We start from the raw sequence: 13955 nt of genomic DNA, 5'->3' as shown, positions 1-13955 counted from the left end.
GGCCTGGAGGGGGGGGGCACGGCCGAGGGGCTGGCGGCGGAGCTCTGGCAGCGGTTCCGCCTGCTGCGCGGAGCCGGCTTCCGGCCGCTGTGGCAGCTGGACGGGCGGCCGATGAGCGGCGATGTGGGGGCTGGAACCGCCCATGCGGCGGTGGGGCTGCTGGAGCGGCTGGGTCCGCTGGTGCCGCCGGGTCCGCTGCAGCTGGCCGGGGGCACCAACGCCCACACCCTGGCCGTGCTGGCGCGCTCCGCTGCCGGGCCGAGGGCGGCCGGGGTGGCCTTCGGTGGGGTGGCGCGGCGGCAGTTGCAGCCCCTGCTCCAGGAGGCCCAGGCGGAGGGACGGCGGCTGCTGGACCTGCCCCGGCTCTGGCCCCGGGCCCTGGAGATCGCCGTGGCCTTGGTGGACCCCTGGCTGGCCCGCGATGTCGCCGGCCCGTGAGGCCTGGCTAGAACGAACCCACTGCTCCCCCCAGCGCCCTCTGGAGCCCTCACCCCACCCTTCCCTCTCCCCCCAGCGGGTGAGCGACGATCTGGATCGTCTGCTGGCCGTCCTGCCGCCCGTGGTGCAGCGGGCCCTGGCGGGCCCTGACCAGCGGGAGGGGCTGCTGGAGGTGGTGCTGGATCTGGGCCGGGTGCCGGAGGCCCGCTACCCCGGCCGCGTCCTGGCCCTGGGGGGCGACGCCATCGAGCGCTCCGACCTGGCGGCGGTGCTGCAGCGCCTCGGCCCCTTCGGTGGCGACAACCGGGCCGGCATCGAGCGCACCCTGCACCGCATCAGTGCCATCCGCAACCGCACCGGCGACGTGGTGGGGCTCACCTGCCGGGTGGGCCGGGCGGTGTTCGGCACCGTGGCGATGGTGCGCGACCTGCTGGACACGGGGCAGTCACTGCTGCTGATGGGCCGCCCCGGGGTCGGCAAGACCACGGCCCTGCGGGAGATCGCCCGGGTGCTCGCCGACGACCTGCAGCGCCGGGTGGTGGTGATTGACACCAGCAACGAGATCGCTGGTGACGGCGACATCCCCCACCCCGCCATCGGGCGCGCCCGGCGGATGCAGGTGGCGCGCCCGGAGCTGCAGCACCAGGTGATGATCGAGGCGGTGGAGAACCACATGCCCGAGGTCATCGTGATCGATGAGATCGGCACCGAACTGGAGGCCCAGGCGGCCCGCACCATCGCCGAACGGGGCGTGATGCTGGTGGCCACGGCCCACGGCAACGAACTGGCCAACCTGATCCGCAACCCCACCCTCAGCGACCTGGTGGGTGGGATCCAGTCGGTGACCCTGGGGGACGAGGAGGCCCGCCGCCGCCGCACCCAGAAGACGGTGCTGGAACGGGCGGCCGAGCCCACCTTCCCCCTGGCGGTGGAGATGCATAGCCGCCACCGCTGGCTCGTGCATCGCGATGTGGCCGGCACCGTCGATCTGCTGCTGCGCGGGCTTGCCAGCCACCCCCAGGTGCGCGAGCTGGGCAGCGACGGTCGCCTGGTGCTGCGCGACGACGGCCCCGTTCGACCGGCCCCGCCGACCGCCTGGGCCACAGCTTCGGCTCCCCGGCACTTTGGTGGTGCTCCATTGGCGGTGGTGCCCCTGCCCGATCCGGCGGCGCCCCGGCCAGCCGCCACCAGTGCCGCCCCGGCGGTACCGGCCCTGCGGGTCTTCGGAGTGGGGCTGGCGGCCCAGCAGCTGGAGGAGGCGGTGCGCCGCCGCCAGCTGCCGGTGCAGGTGGTGGAGGAGCCGGAGCAGGCGGATGCGGTGCTGAGCGTGCGCGGCCAGCTGGGCCTGGATCCGGAGCTGCGGCGCCAGGCCCGCGATCTCGGCCTGCCGATCCTGGTGATCAAGTCGGACACACCCCACCAGCTGCAGAGGGCCATGGAACGTCTGCTGGAGCGACGGGGGGGAGGCGGCGAGGCCGGAGCCGAGGAGCCCGCCGCCCCCGGCGTCGCTCCGGAGCGTCTTGACGACGCCCATGCTGCCCTGGAGGAATGCCGGCTGGCGGTGGAGCAGGTGGTGCTGCCCCAGGGCCGGCCGGTGGAGCTGCTGCCCCGCAGCGAAGCGGTGCGGGCCCTGCAGGCTGAGCTGGTGCACCACTACGGGCTGCGCAGTGCGGTCTTCGGCCGCGGCCGTCAGCAGCGGCTGCGGGTCTTTCCCGCCTGAAGGGGCCTGCCGCCAGGGTGGACGCGGGCGAGTTGACGAAGGACCAGCCGCTGTGGGTAACTAGCAAGGCGCCGGTTCCAGACCGACGTCCTTCCCATCCCATGGGTTGATTGGGCCGTCGCCAAGCGGTAAGGCATCGGGTTTTGGTCCCGACATTCCTAGGTTCGAATCCTAGCGGCCCAGTTTTTTCTCCCTTTTCCGCCGGTGCCTGAACGCCCTCTGCTGGTGTTCGATTTTGATGGCGTGCTGGTGGACGGCATGGCCGAGTACTGGTGGTCGGCCCGGCGGGCGGCCCTGGCCCTGGCTGCCGGGGGTGCCCCCGCCGCCTGGCAGCTGCCGGAGCAGGCGCCGGCGGGTTTCGCCCGGCTGCGTCCCCTGATCCACAAGGGCTGGGAGATGGTGCTGATGGCCGCCGAGCTGGGACGGCCCGATAGCGATCTCGACGCCGCCGTGGCCGACTACGACTCCTTTCTGGCCCGGGCCCTGGAGCGCTGGGGCTGGAGCACCGAGCAGCTGCAGCAGGCGCTCGAGGGCCTGCGCCAGGAGGCCATCGCCACCGATCTCGACGCCTGGCTGGCCCTGCACCGCTTCTACCCCGGCGTGGAAGCGCGCCTGGGCCGGCTGGCGGCGGAGGGGGCCGACTGGGCGGTGCTCACCACCAAGGGCGGGGCCTTCGCCGCCCGGCTGCTGGCCGCCGCTGGCCTCACGCCCCTGGCCCTGTTCGGCCACGAACAGGGCAGCAAGCCGTCGGTGCTGGGGCGGCTGGTGGCGGAGCGGGATCCAGACGAGCGCCCCCTGTGGTTCGTGGAGGACCGCCGTCCCACCCTGGAGCTGGTGCGGCGGACGCCGGGGCTGGAGGCGGTGCGCTGCTACCTGGTGTCGTGGGGGTACCTGGGCCCGGCGGACGGTGAGGGGCTGGGCCCCCTGGGGATCCGCTGGCTGGAGCCCGCCGGTTTCGAGGCCCCCCTGGCGCAATGGCCATGAACCGCTAGAGTACGCCCGTACTACAGATTGATACGCCGGAGTCTTCGGGTGGCACTGGTTGTCCAGAGGCCACAGGATGGCGCCCGGTTCCGGCCCCCAATCTCCGCCTCCACCCACCGCTTCGACGGCTCCAGCCTGCTGCGGCCCGTTCCATCACCCACTCCCACCATGCCTGCTGATTCCAGGGCCACCTCCGCCTCCTCTGCTTCCTCCGGCTCTCCGTCCACGTCCACCTCCTATGTCTCCGCCGCCGCCCCCAGCGGCGACCCCAAGGCTGCCGCTGAGCGCGACAAGGCCCTGGGCCTGGTGCTGACCCAGATCGAGCGCAACTTCGGCAAGGGTTCGATCATGCGGCTCGGGGATGCCTCCCGCATGCGGGTGGAAACGGTCCCCACCGGGGCCCTCACCCTCGATCTGGCCCTGGGGGGCGGCTATCCCAAGGGGCGGGTGGTGGAGGTCTACGGGCCGGAGAGCTCCGGTAAGACCACCCTCACCCTCCACGCCATCGCCGAGGTCCAGAAGCGCGGTGGCGTGGCGGCCTTCGTCGACGCCGAGCATGCCCTCGACCCGGTCTATGCCGCCGCCCTGGGGGTCGACATCGAGAACCTGCTCGTCTCCCAGCCGGACACCGGCGAGATGGCCCTGGAGATCGTCGATCAGCTGGTGCGCTCGGCCGCCGTCGACGTCGTCGTCGTCGACTCCGTGGCGGCCCTGACGCCCCGGGCGGAGATCGAGGGGGAGATGGGCGATCTGGCGGTGGGCAGCCAGGCCCGGCTGATGAGCCAGGCCATGCGCAAGATCACCGGCAACATCGGCAAATCCGGCTGCACGGTGATCTTCCTCAACCAGCTGCGCCAGAAGATCGGCGTCACCTACGGCAACCCGGAAACCACCACCGGTGGTAACGCCCTCAAGTTCTATGCCTCGGTGCGGCTCGACATCCGCCGCATCCAGACCCTCAAGCGCGGCACCGAGGAGTACGGCATCCGGGCCAAGGTGAAGGTGGCCAAGAACAAGGTGGCACCCCCCTTCCGGATCGCCGAGTTCGATATCCTCTTCGGTCGTGGCATCAGCACCCTGGGCTGCCTGCTGGATCTGGCGGAGGAAACCGGTGTGGTCACCCGCAAGGGCGCCTGGTACAGCTACGAGGGCGACAACATCGGCCAGGGCCGCGACAACACGATCACCTGGCTGGAGCAGAACCCTGGGCCGAAGGAGGTGATTGAGCAGCTCACCCGTAAGAAGCTCACCGAGGGTTCCGAAGTCACCGCCAACTCGATGAAGCCGCTGGCGGCGGCAGCCAAACTGGCGGCGGCTAAGCCCCAGGCCGGTGACGACGCCGCCGATCTCGAGGAGCTTCCCGCCGCCGGCTGATCACCGAGCCCGTCAGGTTGGGGCCACGACGGGTTCGCTGGAGGGTTGCAGTACCAGCACCACACGCTGGAGTTCCTGAATGGCGTCGGCGCCCTCCAGTTTCACCAGCTCCTGGCCGTTGCGGGATTCCACCCAGCTGATGCCGAAATCGGAGACCAGCAGACGCACCATGTGGTTGTCGCCCAGGTCGGCCACGAAGGAAGCGCCATGGCCGTCGCGGCCATCGCCGCAGGTGTAGCAGGTGGCCACTTGGCCCTGTTTCCGCAGGGACACTGCCAGGGCCTGGAGGCTCAGGATCAGATCCTCAACGACCGAGCGGTATTGCTCGGCCAGACGGAGAAACATGGGAAGTGCCCATCACAATCGGCAGATCATAAGGATTTCTTCCGATTCGTGGTAGGTGCAAATGCTCATATGTGGAGACCGGCACCCGGCCCTCACCCGTCCGACAGGGACCACCAGCCCACTGCCGGGCCGATGAAGCGCACGGTGATCCAGAACAGCGCCAGGCCGCCGATGCCGATCCAGGCCCCCTTGGTGGTGACGGCCACGAAGCGGGAGGCCTGGTTGCGGGTCAGGGGCAGCCAGGTGACGATCCGGGGCGAGGTGTCCACGTCCTTGGCCTTGCTGACGCGCGGCTTGTCGCGGGGCGGCAGACCCTGTTCGGCCCGGCGTTTGGCTTCCCCCATCAGGGCTTGGACGGCAACTGGGGGCAGGCTAGGGGTCGGGCCGCAGCCGCGACAGCTCCACCCAGGGTTCGAGGGAGGTGAACACCAGCCGCCCCCAGCTGCGGCCCCGCAGGCGGCCATCCAGCACCGCCAGCCGGCCACCGCTGCGGCGCAGCCCGGCCACGCCCCGTTGCAGCCGGTTGAGGGCCTCGGGCAGCAGCAGTTCCCGGAACCAGTCCCGGCCCTGCTGGCGCAGCACCCCGACCCGGGCCGCTGTGAGCGGATCCTCCAGGCTGGCGATCGGCAGCAGGCCCACCACCACCTGGCAGGGCAAGGGCAGCCGTGGCTGGTGCTCCAGCCACCAGCTCCAGCTGCAGCACACCACACCGTTGCTCTCCGGCGACGTGTTCTGGTGGCACACCCGGCTGCCGAACTCGGCGGCCAGGCCGCTGGCCAGGCCCAGGCACAGGGCTGAATCGTCGATCAGCACCACGGTCAGGCCGCTCTGGCCCAGCACCAGCCGCCGGCCCTGCTCCAGCAGGTGCTGGGCGTAGTGGGGGCTGTTGGGCAGTGGTTGGCGCAGGGGGGCGAACAGGGGCAGGGGGTCGGAGAGGGGGGGGTCGGCCAGATCCAGTACCACCGCTGGCTCCAGCCCCAGGGCGGCGCCGGAGGCGGGCTGGCCCTCCGCCGCCCGGCCGGTGGCCAGCTCACCGATCAGCACCGCCCCCCGACCCACCAGCAGGCCGGCCAGTTCGCTCAGGGGGTCAAGCGGCTGGCGCAGCAGGCTCCACTGCAACAACGATGGATCCACCCGTGCCCAGCTGCTCCAGCCGGCTCCGGCACTCAGCCAGCGGGGCCAGGGCTCCGGCAGGGGTTCGAGCAGGCGCAGCAGGTGGCGCAGGGGGGCTTCGTCGTCGTCAGCCAGGGCCACCAGCCGGTGGGGAGAACGGGGATGGGCCAGTACCCGGCGACTGAGCCGTTCGTGCAGGCTGAGCAGACAGGCTTCGGCGCTGGGTTGGGCACGGCGCAGTTGGTCCCAGTGACGGGGCTCCAGTTCCACCTCCAGGGCCTCGCGCAGGGCCACTTCCAGCATCTCGGCCTCGGGGATCACCAGTTGCCGTTCCCCCAGCTCGCCGTTGCGCCAGGCCGCCACCAGCTCCCGGTGGTCGAGAAGCCAGAGCCGGGTGCCGGCCGGCGCTCCGGGCCCTTCCCAGCAGGCCAGCTCCAGCCCGACGCTGCGCAGGCGCGGCCATTCCACCAGCAGTAACCGCTGCCGCAGGGCCGGCGTCACCACCAGGGCCAGGGGCGTTTCGCTGAGGGCCAGGGGCACCAGCAGGCTGATCCACCAGCTGGGGGCGGTGCCGGGGGCCAGGCGCACCAGGGTGTGGTCGACGCGGCGCAGGCTGCGGGCCACCAGCCGGCTGAGGGTGAGGTGATGGGGCCAGCGTTCCACCCCCTCTCGCTGCAGGAGAGCTTTGAGGTGCTGGTGGGCGCGGGCTTCCAACATGGCTGGATCGTAGGAAGCTGGCCCCAGCCGATCCGCAGCGACGATGACACCCCTCTGGCAGCGCGAACCGGTGGGCGTGGTGGGCCTGGGGTTGATCGGGGGCTCCCTGGGCCTGGATCTGATGGCGGCCGGGGCACAGGTGCGGGCCCTGGTGCACCGCCCGGCCACCGCCGCGCGGGCCACTCAGCGCGGGCTGGCCACCGAGGTGAGCACGGATCCGGCCGTGCTGGAGGGGTGCGCTCTGGTGGTGCTGGCCCTACCCCTCGACCGCCTGCTGGATCCGGATCCCGACCTGGTGGCGGCCCTGCCGGCCGCGGCAGTGATCACCGATGTGGGCTCGGTGAAGGGGCCGGTGCTGCGCCGCTGGCGGGAGCTGCTGGTGGCGCCCGGCGGCGGCCCTGGTGCGTCCCGCTTCGTGGCCTCCCATCCGATGGCCGGCACCGCCCGGGCCGGGGTGGAGGCGGGGGAGCCCGGCCTGTTCCGCGGCAGGCCCTGGGTGGCGACCCCGGAGGCGGGCACCGACCCGGCGGCGCTCGAGGCGGTGCGGGAGCTGGCGGAGGTCCTCGGGGCCCGTTGGTTGTGTTGTGAGGCCGAGGCCCACGACCGGGCCGTGGCCCTGATCTCCCATCTGCCGGTGCTGGTGGGGGCGGCCCTGCTGCAGGCGGCCGATGCCGGGGGCGGCGAGGCCAGCACAGGGGCGGGCCTGGTGCGGGACCTGGCCTCCAGTGGTTTTGCCGACACCACCCGCGTCGGTGGCGGCAACCCGGAGCTGGGGATGTTGATGGCGCGCCACAACAGGGCGGCGCTGCTGGAGGCCCTGGGGCACTACCGCCACTCCCTGGCCTCCCTTGAAGCGATGGTGGCGGACCAGGAATGGACGGATCTGCAGCAGTCGCTGGAGCTCAGCCACCGGCTGCGGCCCGACTTTCTCTGAACCTGGGATGCCGATAGGCTCCCTGAAACCTTGTTGCATCCGGGCCGGGCGATGAAGACCAGGCCGTCGAGAAAAACACCGCGCCTGCGCAGCAGCGCCGGCACCAGCGGCATCCGCGCCAGGCGGATCAGGCCCGGGTCCATTCCCGGCGCCGTCGTGTTCGTGGGTGAGCAGCGGCTGGCGAAGGTGCAGATCGATGTCATCCACTACGACGGCCAGGGCTGGTCGGAAGAGCTGGATGTCTCGGTGCGGAGTTGCGTCGATGTGGTGCGCGAGGACAGCATCACCTGGATGAACGTCAGCGGCGTCCATGACGTCGAGCTGGTGGAACGCCTTGGCGAGTGCTTCGGGATCCATCCGATGACGCTGGAGGACATCGCCAACACCACCCAGCGCCCCAAGGTGGAGGAGTTTCCGGGATACATCTTCATGGTCCTGAAGATGATCGATTTCGACGAAGGTCGGCAGGCGATTGATATCGAGCATGTGAGTGTGATCCTCGGCGATCACTTTGTGATCTCCTTTCTCGAGGATGATGGTGATGTCTTCGATGGCGTGCGTGATCGCATCCGCGCCGCCAGCGGCCGGATCCGCTGGATGAAGGCCGATTACCTCGCCTACTCCCTCATGGACGCTGTTGTTGATAACTACTTCCTCGCGGTGGAGCGGATGGGGGACATCATCGAGGAGGTGGATGATCGGCTGCTTGAGGATCCCCACCCTGGTGACATCAAGGAGATTCATGGTCTCAAGCGGGGTATTCTGAGCCTTCGCAAGGCCGTCTGGCCGATCCGCGAAGAGGTGGCCATGGTCGTCAAGAGCGAATCCCCGTTGCTGACGGCGGAGGGCCGGGTGTTCTGGCGCGATCTCTATGACCACTGCATTCAGATCATCGATCTGGTGGAAACCCACCGCGATATTCTCGGGGGCATGCACGACACCTATCTGTCGACCCTCAGCCATCGGATGAATGAGGTGATGAAGGTGTTGACGATCATCTCGACGATCTTCATTCCCCTCACCTTCATTGCCGGCGTGTACGGCATGAACTTCAAGGAGATGCCCGAGCTGGAGTGGCGGGGTGGTTATTATTCAGTGTGGGCGGTGATGATCGTGATCGGCGTCAGCTTGTATCTCTACTTCCGCCGCAAACAGTGGCTTTGATGCAGCCAATGTGCAGCGTGGTGGTTGGGTAGCAAGTGCCACCAATTTTAGCTTTGCTTCCTCTCCGCTACGGATCATTGCTGCTTGCCAATGGCTGCGGGCATCGGCAGCGACTGTTTCTAGGGTTTCTGAGGACGTCGGTGAACGCACAGTGAGTTTCCTGAGCGAAGCGATGCAGCTCCTGAAGGACGCCGGCGCTGCGCCGGGCCTGTCGGAAGGGGCCATCAAGTGCCATGCCGGCTGCTACCGAGAGAATCTCTCCCGCTGCAGCGACGCGATGCTCCAGTACGAGCGGGTGTGGCTGCAGCAGCAGCTGCGGTCCCTGCGCGACTGCCAGGGCCATCCGGTCTTGATGGCCCGGGTGGGGGGTGAAGAGCGTCTCAACGGGCTGGTGTCCCAGAGCGTGCTGTTTCAGCTGTTGCTGCAGAACGAATTCGCCAGGCGGAGCCTGACGCCTGTGGAACGCCATGGCCCGGTCGTGGCGGCCGAGGAGGCCTGGGAGATCACCAGCGTGCAGGTGAAGCGCGAGTGGGGCATCCTGCCGGCTTGATCGCCCTGCTGCACCTGGGGCGGATCCACGACGAGACCCCGGCGCTGCGGAGCTTCCTCGCCGAGCGCGGCATCGCCAGCGAGCTGGTGCCCCTGCCGTCGCTGAGCGACGGCGCTACCACGGATTGCGGCTCTATCCACTGGGGACGCTTCGATCGGGTGAGCGTGCGCGACTGCCGCGACAGCCATCGCCACCCCGACTTCCTGCCCCGCATCAGGGCCCTGGCGGAGCACCTCGAGGCCCTCGGGGTGCCGCTGGTCAATCCGCTGCCGGTGATCGTGGCGGGCCATGCCAAGAGCGATTACCTGCCCCAGCTGGAGCAAGAGGGGGTGGCCCTGATCCCCAGCCGCTGGTTGCCCCGCGGCTGGCAAGGCTCCCTGGTGGGGCTTCTGGAGGTGTGCGGCTGGGGCGAGGCGGTGCTGAAGCCGGCGATCGGGGCCAAGAGCTGGCACACCTACCGGGTGTGCCGCCAGGGCCTGGGGCTGGTGATCACTGCGGCCGATGGCACCACCCCCGTGGACGCCGGCGATGGCGACGGCTGGCTGGCCCGTCTGGCCAAGGACGGGGAGGTGTGCGTGCAGCGCTTCCTGCCAGCGATCTGCCGGGCGGGGGAGTTCAGCGCGGTGTTTCTGGGTGGGCACTTCTCCCACGCCGTGGCCAAGAGCGTGGCGGCAGGGGGCTGGATCGCCCACGAAGGGTTCGGGGGCCGCAACCGGCTGTGGCAGGCGAGTGCGGCGGAACGGCGCTGGGCCGCTGCGGTGGAGGAGCGCCTGCGGCGGCGCTTCGGGGTGCTGCCCTATGCCCGCATCGACGGCATCCGCGATGCGGGGGGCGAGCTGCTGCTGCTGGAGTGTGAACTGGTGATCCCCCGGCTGTTCCTCAGCGAGGGGGAAGCCTTCGGCCGTTATGCCGAGGTTCTGCTGGGACCCACCAGCACCCGCATGGCCTGGTAGCCGTCGAGGGTGGGCGGCTCGCTCTCGGGCAGCGCCTCGGAGTGCAGGGCCACGGCCACGGTGGCGACCCAGGGGCGCGTGCCGGCGTCGGTGGGGAACACCAGCACCACGGTGCTGCCGGAGGGGGCGGTGGCGGGATCTTCCGCCACGATCTCCTGGGCCACGCGGGTGCGGCGGCACTGCAGGGCTCGGGCCTCCAGCAGGGCCACAAATTCACCGGTGTTCCAGCGGGCCTCGCTGCCCTGACAGGGGAAGCGCTCGCTGAGGGCGCCGACGCCGAGCTCCTCGATGGCGCTGCTGAGCCGGCCATCCCAGACGAGCAGCAGGCTGGCGTCATGGCCGAAGGCGTTCTGCTCCACTCGCTCGCGGTCGAGCACGAGCCGCCGTTCCAGGCCCTGCTTCTCCGCGGGGATCGACAGGCAGACCTTGAGGGCCTGGGCCACCTCGCAGCTGCGCCCCTCGCAGAAGCCCCGGTGGGCGGTGAGGATGTCGTCGGCCGCCGCCACGATCTCCAGGGCCGGCAGGCTCTGGCTCAGGTCCTGCATCATCGCGTTGAACAGCACACCCCCATCCCCGAAGGGGCCGCGGTCGGGATCGGTGGCCGCCAGCATCTGATCGATGGCGGAGCGCACCAGCTCCCGCCTCCAGGTCAGATACGTCATGGGAATTCACTCCTGGTGCAGTTTTTTGTCAGTGTGTCTCGCGTGGCGGAAACCAGCCACGCGCCGTTACATTCCCGGCTTTTTGTATCGAGATTTACGAACTCTGGTGTTGGATTCGTGATCAAAGCGCCCCTGGTCCGCAGGCGGCAGGGGCGCTTTGGCGCCGCAGCCGCAGCATCGGCGTCTCGCCCTCGAAGCCTTCGTCATAGGTGGTGGGTTCCAGTTGCCCCTGCCACCCCGGCGGCAGGCCGGCCAGCAGGGGCTCCACCCAGGGATGCACCCGGGGGTGGCGTTCGATCGTGTGGGCGGGGTAGATCCGCACCTCCTGCCGGCTCACCCGCAGCAGTTCGGCCAGGGCGCGCCTGTGCCAGTCGAGGTCGAAGTCGGGCTGTTCGCTGAGGCCGCCGTCGGCAATCGGGGCGTAACAGAACAGCAGATGGCCAGACAGCACCAGATCAAAGCTGGCCGCCTCGAAGGGAAGGGAGGGCAGCGCCGCGGCGCGGTAGGCCTGCGGATGGTCGCGACGGTCGGCCAGAAAGGCCTCCAGGGCCTCCAGTTTTCCCTGGCGAAACCGGGACTGGTCGAAGTCCGGGCGCAGCGTCGGGCTCAGGGCCAGGCGCTCCATCGTGAAGGCGACGTCGTCGCGGCAGCGGTGCTCCAGCTCCGGCAGCGGCAGGGTGTAGAGGGGATCGGCCGCCACGCTCTCCACCCCGGCGGCGCGGGCCAGGGCGGTGAAGGAACCGGGTCCGCCGGGGCAATCGAGCACCCGGCGGCCCCGCCAGTGCGCCAGATCGAGGTTGAAGAACGCCAGCGCGTCAGCCCCGGTGCGACCGAAGAACACCACCCTGGGCAGATCCATACGCGGGCCGCACTGCGGCTGAAAAGGTAGCGGCAGGCGGGGCTTGGGCTGCTGATCGCGGGGTGCTCAGGGCCCCGGGACGCGCCGCAGGCTGAGGGCGATGGCGCCATCGGCCCGGCGCAGCTCCAGGGTCTCGCCTTCGAGCCGCAGGCTGGCAGCCGTGGGCAGGGCGACCAGGAACTGCTGCTCCTGCTCCATCACCCCGGCGCCGGCGCAGCGCTTTTTGGTGGCCACCGGGGTGCCGATGCGCAGACGGGTGCCCTCCAGCCGCACCGGCGCCGTGAAGCGGTTGCAGCCAGCCGATCCCGCCAGCTGGTCGGCCTTGACGACGCGCAGCGAGAGGGTGGTGCCCAGGATCGGGCTCACCAGCGCCTGGCGGCCGTTGTTGAACCCCGCCACCCGCCAGGTGCTTCCCACCAGCCGTTGCGTCTGGGCCACCAGCACCAGCAGGGGCCGGCCGTCGGCCGAGAGGAGCCTGAGGCGCTCGCCGTCGAGGCGGAAACCCCGGCTGCTGGTGAGCGCCGTCTGGAAGGCTTCGGCCTGCCGCATCACCGCCGGCGGGCAGGCCATCTTGGTGCTCAGGCCCTGGGCCGACACCTGCAGGCCCTTGCCCCGGACCGTGACGGGGGCGCCGAAGCGGTTGCAGCCATCACTGCCCGCCACCCGGCCAGCCTCGAAGCGCAGGGTGACGGTGGTGCCGTTCTGGGGTTGGCGCTGCCCCAGGCGCTCCAGCACCCAGGCCGTGCCCTCGAGCGGGGAAGGGGACGGTGTCGCCGCCAGCGCGGCGGCATGCGGCACCGCCGGCAGGAGGGCCAGCAGCGCTACCAGTGGCCCCAGGTGTTGGGTGTTCATCGTGATCACAGGCAACTCAGGACCCGAGGCGGGCGGCGATCCAGGCGCCCATGCCGCCGGCGGAGGGGTGGGGCACCGCGTCGCGATCGACCCACCAAAGCGAGAGCGCCAGCACGTTCAATCCGAGGACCAAGGCGTAGATCCGCCAGCCTTCCGGCAGCTTCATGACGTTGGCTTGCGATCGCGCTGACCATAGAACTGCCGGGGCTGGCCCCACCGCCTCAGGCGCTGGGCCGCCGTTGCAGCAGCCGGCCGGCGGCATCGCTGAGCGAGCGGGGCAGCCGCTGCGGGTCGATGCGCCGCAGGGTGCGCAGATCGAAGCTGGTATCCACCAGTCGAGCGGGGCTGCCGACCAGATCCAGCACGGTGAGGGTCTGGAAGGCTGGGGTGGTCTGGTCCAGCAGCCGGCGGGGGCCGCTGCCCATGGCCCCGAGCTGGAACAGGTCGAGTTGGCCCAGGCGGGCCGGAAAGTAGGCGTGCTGGTGGCCGCTCACGTAGGCCTCCACCCCATGGCGTTCCAGCAGCTGCTGCAGGGCCGCCGGCTGCGCCAGCACCTCCCCGGGGCGGTCGCGGCCCTGGCTCACGGCCCGCAGTGGCAGGTGGCCCACCACCAGGCGCCGGCTGGCGGAGCGCGCGGCGGGGCCCGCCAGGATCCGCTCGGCCCAGCGCAGCTGCTCCGCCGGCACCTGGGCGGTGGAGGCGTCCCACACCAGCACGAACACGTCGTCCTGGCGGATGGCGTAGTGAAAGGGGAAGGTGCCGCTGTCAACGAAGCGCAGACCGAGGTTGTCGCGGCGCGCTCTCCAGAAGCGGGCCGCCTCGGCGCGGTCGTCGGCGAAGAGAAAGCGGCCACCTGCACTGGCGCCGGAGGCGTCGTGGTTGCCCATAGCCGGCGCGAACGGCAGGCCGGCGCTGCGCAACGGGGCAAGCACGCTGCGATCGAAGCCCGCCCACATGGCGGCCAGCCGCTGGCGGCCCAGCCCCGCCTTCTGGCCCGCCACCATGTCGCCGGCGCAGATCACCAGGTCCGGGCGCAGGGGCGGGATCAGGGCCACGCCCCGGTGCACCTCGGCGATGTAGGTGGTGGAGCCGTAGGAGGCGTTGAGATCGCTGATCAGCACCAGGCGGGTGCCGCTGCGGGGCGGGGCGGCCAGGGCGGTGGCGGCACCGACTGCGGCCCGGACTGTTGCCGGCTTCCAGACCTGCCAGAGACCTGCCCCCAGGGCCAACCCGGAGAGCGAGAGCAGCTGGCGTCGGCCGAGGGGTGGTGGCATGGCGGAGAGAAAGCCT

Annotated in this window: 16 protein-coding genes and 1 tRNA gene; 9 read left to right on the top strand and 8 right to left on the bottom strand. The window is 70.6% G+C overall.

Annotated features, from left to right (window positions below):
* From KQ305_RS02190 to recA, 5 genes are all read left to right on the top strand, one after another.
* Positions 1–438 (top strand): LdpA C-terminal domain-containing domain (locus KQ305_RS02190; RefSeq protein ID WP_311134307.1); only part of this gene is annotated, 438 nt, incomplete at its 5' end.
* Positions 422–2158 (top strand): AAA family ATPase, encoded by a 1737-nt coding sequence (locus KQ305_RS02185; protein WP_259723813.1) that lies wholly within the window; start codon positions 422–424, stop codon positions 2156–2158. The genes KQ305_RS02190 and KQ305_RS02185, both read left to right, overlap by 17 nt.
* 111 nt (positions 2159–2269) lie before the next feature.
* Positions 2270–2341 (top strand) — tRNA-Gln (locus tag KQ305_RS02180).
* 21 nt (positions 2342–2362) lie between these two features.
* The gene (locus tag KQ305_RS02175; protein ID WP_259723812.1) at positions 2363–3142 is read left to right on the top strand and encodes an HAD family hydrolase; all 780 of its coding nucleotides are present in this window, start codon (positions 2363–2365) and stop codon (positions 3140–3142) included.
* A 168-nt stretch (positions 3143–3310) separates the two neighbouring features.
* Positions 3311–4516, top strand: a complete 1206-nt coding sequence (recA, locus tag KQ305_RS02170) for a recombinase RecA (protein ID WP_259723811.1) — start codon at positions 3311–3313, stop codon at positions 4514–4516.
* A 12-nt stretch (positions 4517–4528) separates the two neighbouring features.
* On the opposite strand, the gene KQ305_RS02165 is transcribed toward recA, so the two are convergent.
* The 3 genes from KQ305_RS02165 to KQ305_RS02155 all read right to left on the bottom strand — a co-directional run bounded on the left by KQ305_RS02165 (position 4529) and on the right by KQ305_RS02155 (position 6691).
* Positions 4529–4861, bottom strand: a complete 333-nt coding sequence (locus KQ305_RS02165) for a DUF1815 family protein (RefSeq protein ID WP_259723810.1) — start codon at positions 4859–4861, stop codon at positions 4529–4531.
* Between the two features lie 92 nt (positions 4862–4953).
* Positions 4954–5205, bottom strand: coding sequence for a DUF2839 domain-containing protein (locus KQ305_RS02160; RefSeq protein ID WP_259723809.1), 252 nt, complete (start codon positions 5203–5205; stop codon positions 4954–4956).
* Between the two features lie 28 nt (positions 5206–5233).
* Positions 5234–6691 carry a helicase gene (locus KQ305_RS02155; protein WP_259723808.1) on the bottom strand — a complete coding sequence of 486 codons (1458 nt, stop codon included), beginning with the start codon at positions 6689–6691 and terminating at the stop codon, positions 5234–5236.
* A 43-nt stretch (positions 6692–6734) separates the two neighbouring features.
* Here KQ305_RS02155 and KQ305_RS02150 point away from each other — a divergent pair, with 43 nt between their 5' ends.
* The 4 genes from KQ305_RS02150 (at position 6735) to KQ305_RS02135 (ending at position 10292) form a co-directional block, all read left to right on the top strand.
* Positions 6735–7625, top strand: a complete 891-nt coding sequence (locus tag KQ305_RS02150; RefSeq protein WP_259723807.1) for a prephenate/arogenate dehydrogenase — start codon at positions 6735–6737, stop codon at positions 7623–7625.
* Between the two features lie 51 nt (positions 7626–7676).
* On the top strand, positions 7677–8789 hold the full coding sequence (gene corA / locus KQ305_RS02145) for a magnesium/cobalt transporter CorA (RefSeq protein WP_259723806.1): 1113 nt from the start codon (positions 7677–7679) through the stop codon (positions 8787–8789).
* A gap of 172 nt (positions 8790–8961) precedes the next feature.
* A complete protein-coding gene (locus tag KQ305_RS02140) occupies positions 8962–9339 on the top strand; it encodes a hypothetical protein (RefSeq protein WP_259723805.1) in 378 nt (125 codons plus the stop codon).
* On the top strand, positions 9318–10292 hold the full coding sequence (locus KQ305_RS02135) for a RimK family alpha-L-glutamate ligase (protein WP_259723804.1): 975 nt from the start codon (positions 9318–9320) through the stop codon (positions 10290–10292). The genes KQ305_RS02140 and KQ305_RS02135 overlap by 22 nt, the downstream gene beginning before the upstream one ends.
* Here the strand turns inward: KQ305_RS02135 and KQ305_RS02130 are convergent.
* The 5 genes from KQ305_RS02130 to KQ305_RS02110 form a co-directional block, all read right to left on the bottom strand.
* The gene (locus KQ305_RS02130; RefSeq protein ID WP_259723803.1) at positions 10244–10954 is read right to left on the bottom strand and encodes a hypothetical protein; all 711 of its coding nucleotides are present in this window, start codon (positions 10952–10954) and stop codon (positions 10244–10246) included. The two genes, KQ305_RS02135 and KQ305_RS02130, sit on opposite strands and share 49 nt — an antisense overlap.
* Before the next feature lie 121 nt (positions 10955–11075).
* A complete protein-coding gene (locus KQ305_RS02125) occupies positions 11076–11813 on the bottom strand; it encodes a class I SAM-dependent methyltransferase (protein WP_259723802.1) in 738 nt (245 codons plus the stop codon).
* 66 nt (positions 11814–11879) lie between these two features.
* Positions 11880–12665 carry an META domain-containing protein gene (locus tag KQ305_RS02120; RefSeq protein WP_259723801.1) on the bottom strand — a complete coding sequence of 262 codons (786 nt, stop codon included), beginning with the start codon at positions 12663–12665 and terminating at the stop codon, positions 11880–11882.
* A gap of 16 nt (positions 12666–12681) precedes the next feature.
* Positions 12682–12831 carry a hypothetical protein gene (locus tag KQ305_RS02115; RefSeq protein ID WP_254990500.1) on the bottom strand — a complete coding sequence of 50 codons (150 nt, stop codon included), beginning with the start codon at positions 12829–12831 and terminating at the stop codon, positions 12682–12684.
* Between the two features lie 55 nt (positions 12832–12886).
* Positions 12887–13939, bottom strand: a complete 1053-nt coding sequence (locus KQ305_RS02110; protein ID WP_259723800.1) for a metallophosphoesterase — start codon at positions 13937–13939, stop codon at positions 12887–12889.
* Between the last annotated feature and the right edge of the window lie 16 nt (positions 13940–13955).

The sequence above is a fragment of the Synechococcus sp. CS-1332 genome, assembly GCF_025127995.1.
In the GTDB taxonomy this organism is placed as follows: Bacteria; Cyanobacteriota; Cyanobacteriia; order PCC-6307; family Cyanobiaceae; genus Cyanobium.
This window is presented reverse-complemented; position numbering and strand designations above follow the sequence as displayed.

What these genes read in the sequence shown, in the direction of transcription:
- KQ305_RS02140 (WP_259723805.1), top strand. Translation starts at nt 8,962, where the DNA reads ATGCAGCTCCTGAAGGACGCCGGCGCTGCGCCGGGCCTGTCGGAAGGG.
- KQ305_RS02120 (WP_259723801.1), bottom strand. Translation starts at nt 12,665, where the DNA reads ATGAACACCCAACACCTGGGGCCACTGGTAGCGCTGCTGGCCCTCCTG.
- KQ305_RS02165 (WP_259723810.1), bottom strand. Translation starts at nt 4,861, where the DNA reads ATGTTTCTCCGTCTGGCCGAGCAATACCGCTCGGTCGTTGAGGATCTG.
- KQ305_RS02110 (WP_259723800.1), bottom strand. Translation starts at nt 13,939, where the DNA reads ATGCCACCACCCCTCGGCCGACGCCAGCTGCTCTCGCTCTCCGGGTTG.
- KQ305_RS02115 (WP_254990500.1), bottom strand. Translation starts at nt 12,831, where the DNA reads ATGAAGCTGCCGGAAGGCTGGCGGATCTACGCCTTGGTCCTCGGATTG.
- KQ305_RS02130 (WP_259723803.1), bottom strand. Translation starts at nt 10,954, where the DNA reads ATGACGTATCTGACCTGGAGGCGGGAGCTGGTGCGCTCCGCCATCGAT.
- KQ305_RS02160 (WP_259723809.1), bottom strand. Translation starts at nt 5,205, where the DNA reads ATGGGGGAAGCCAAACGCCGGGCCGAACAGGGTCTGCCGCCCCGCGAC.
- KQ305_RS02125 (WP_259723802.1), bottom strand. Translation starts at nt 11,813, where the DNA reads ATGGATCTGCCCAGGGTGGTGTTCTTCGGTCGCACCGGGGCTGACGCG.
- recA (WP_259723811.1), top strand. Translation starts at nt 3,311, where the DNA reads ATGCCTGCTGATTCCAGGGCCACCTCCGCCTCCTCTGCTTCCTCCGGC.
- KQ305_RS02150 (WP_259723807.1), top strand. Translation starts at nt 6,735, where the DNA reads ATGACACCCCTCTGGCAGCGCGAACCGGTGGGCGTGGTGGGCCTGGGG.
- KQ305_RS02185 (WP_259723813.1), top strand. Translation starts at nt 422, where the DNA reads ATGTCGCCGGCCCGTGAGGCCTGGCTAGAACGAACCCACTGCTCCCCC.
- KQ305_RS02155 (WP_259723808.1), bottom strand. Translation starts at nt 6,691, where the DNA reads ATGTTGGAAGCCCGCGCCCACCAGCACCTCAAAGCTCTCCTGCAGCGA.
- corA (WP_259723806.1), top strand. Translation starts at nt 7,677, where the DNA reads ATGAAGACCAGGCCGTCGAGAAAAACACCGCGCCTGCGCAGCAGCGCC.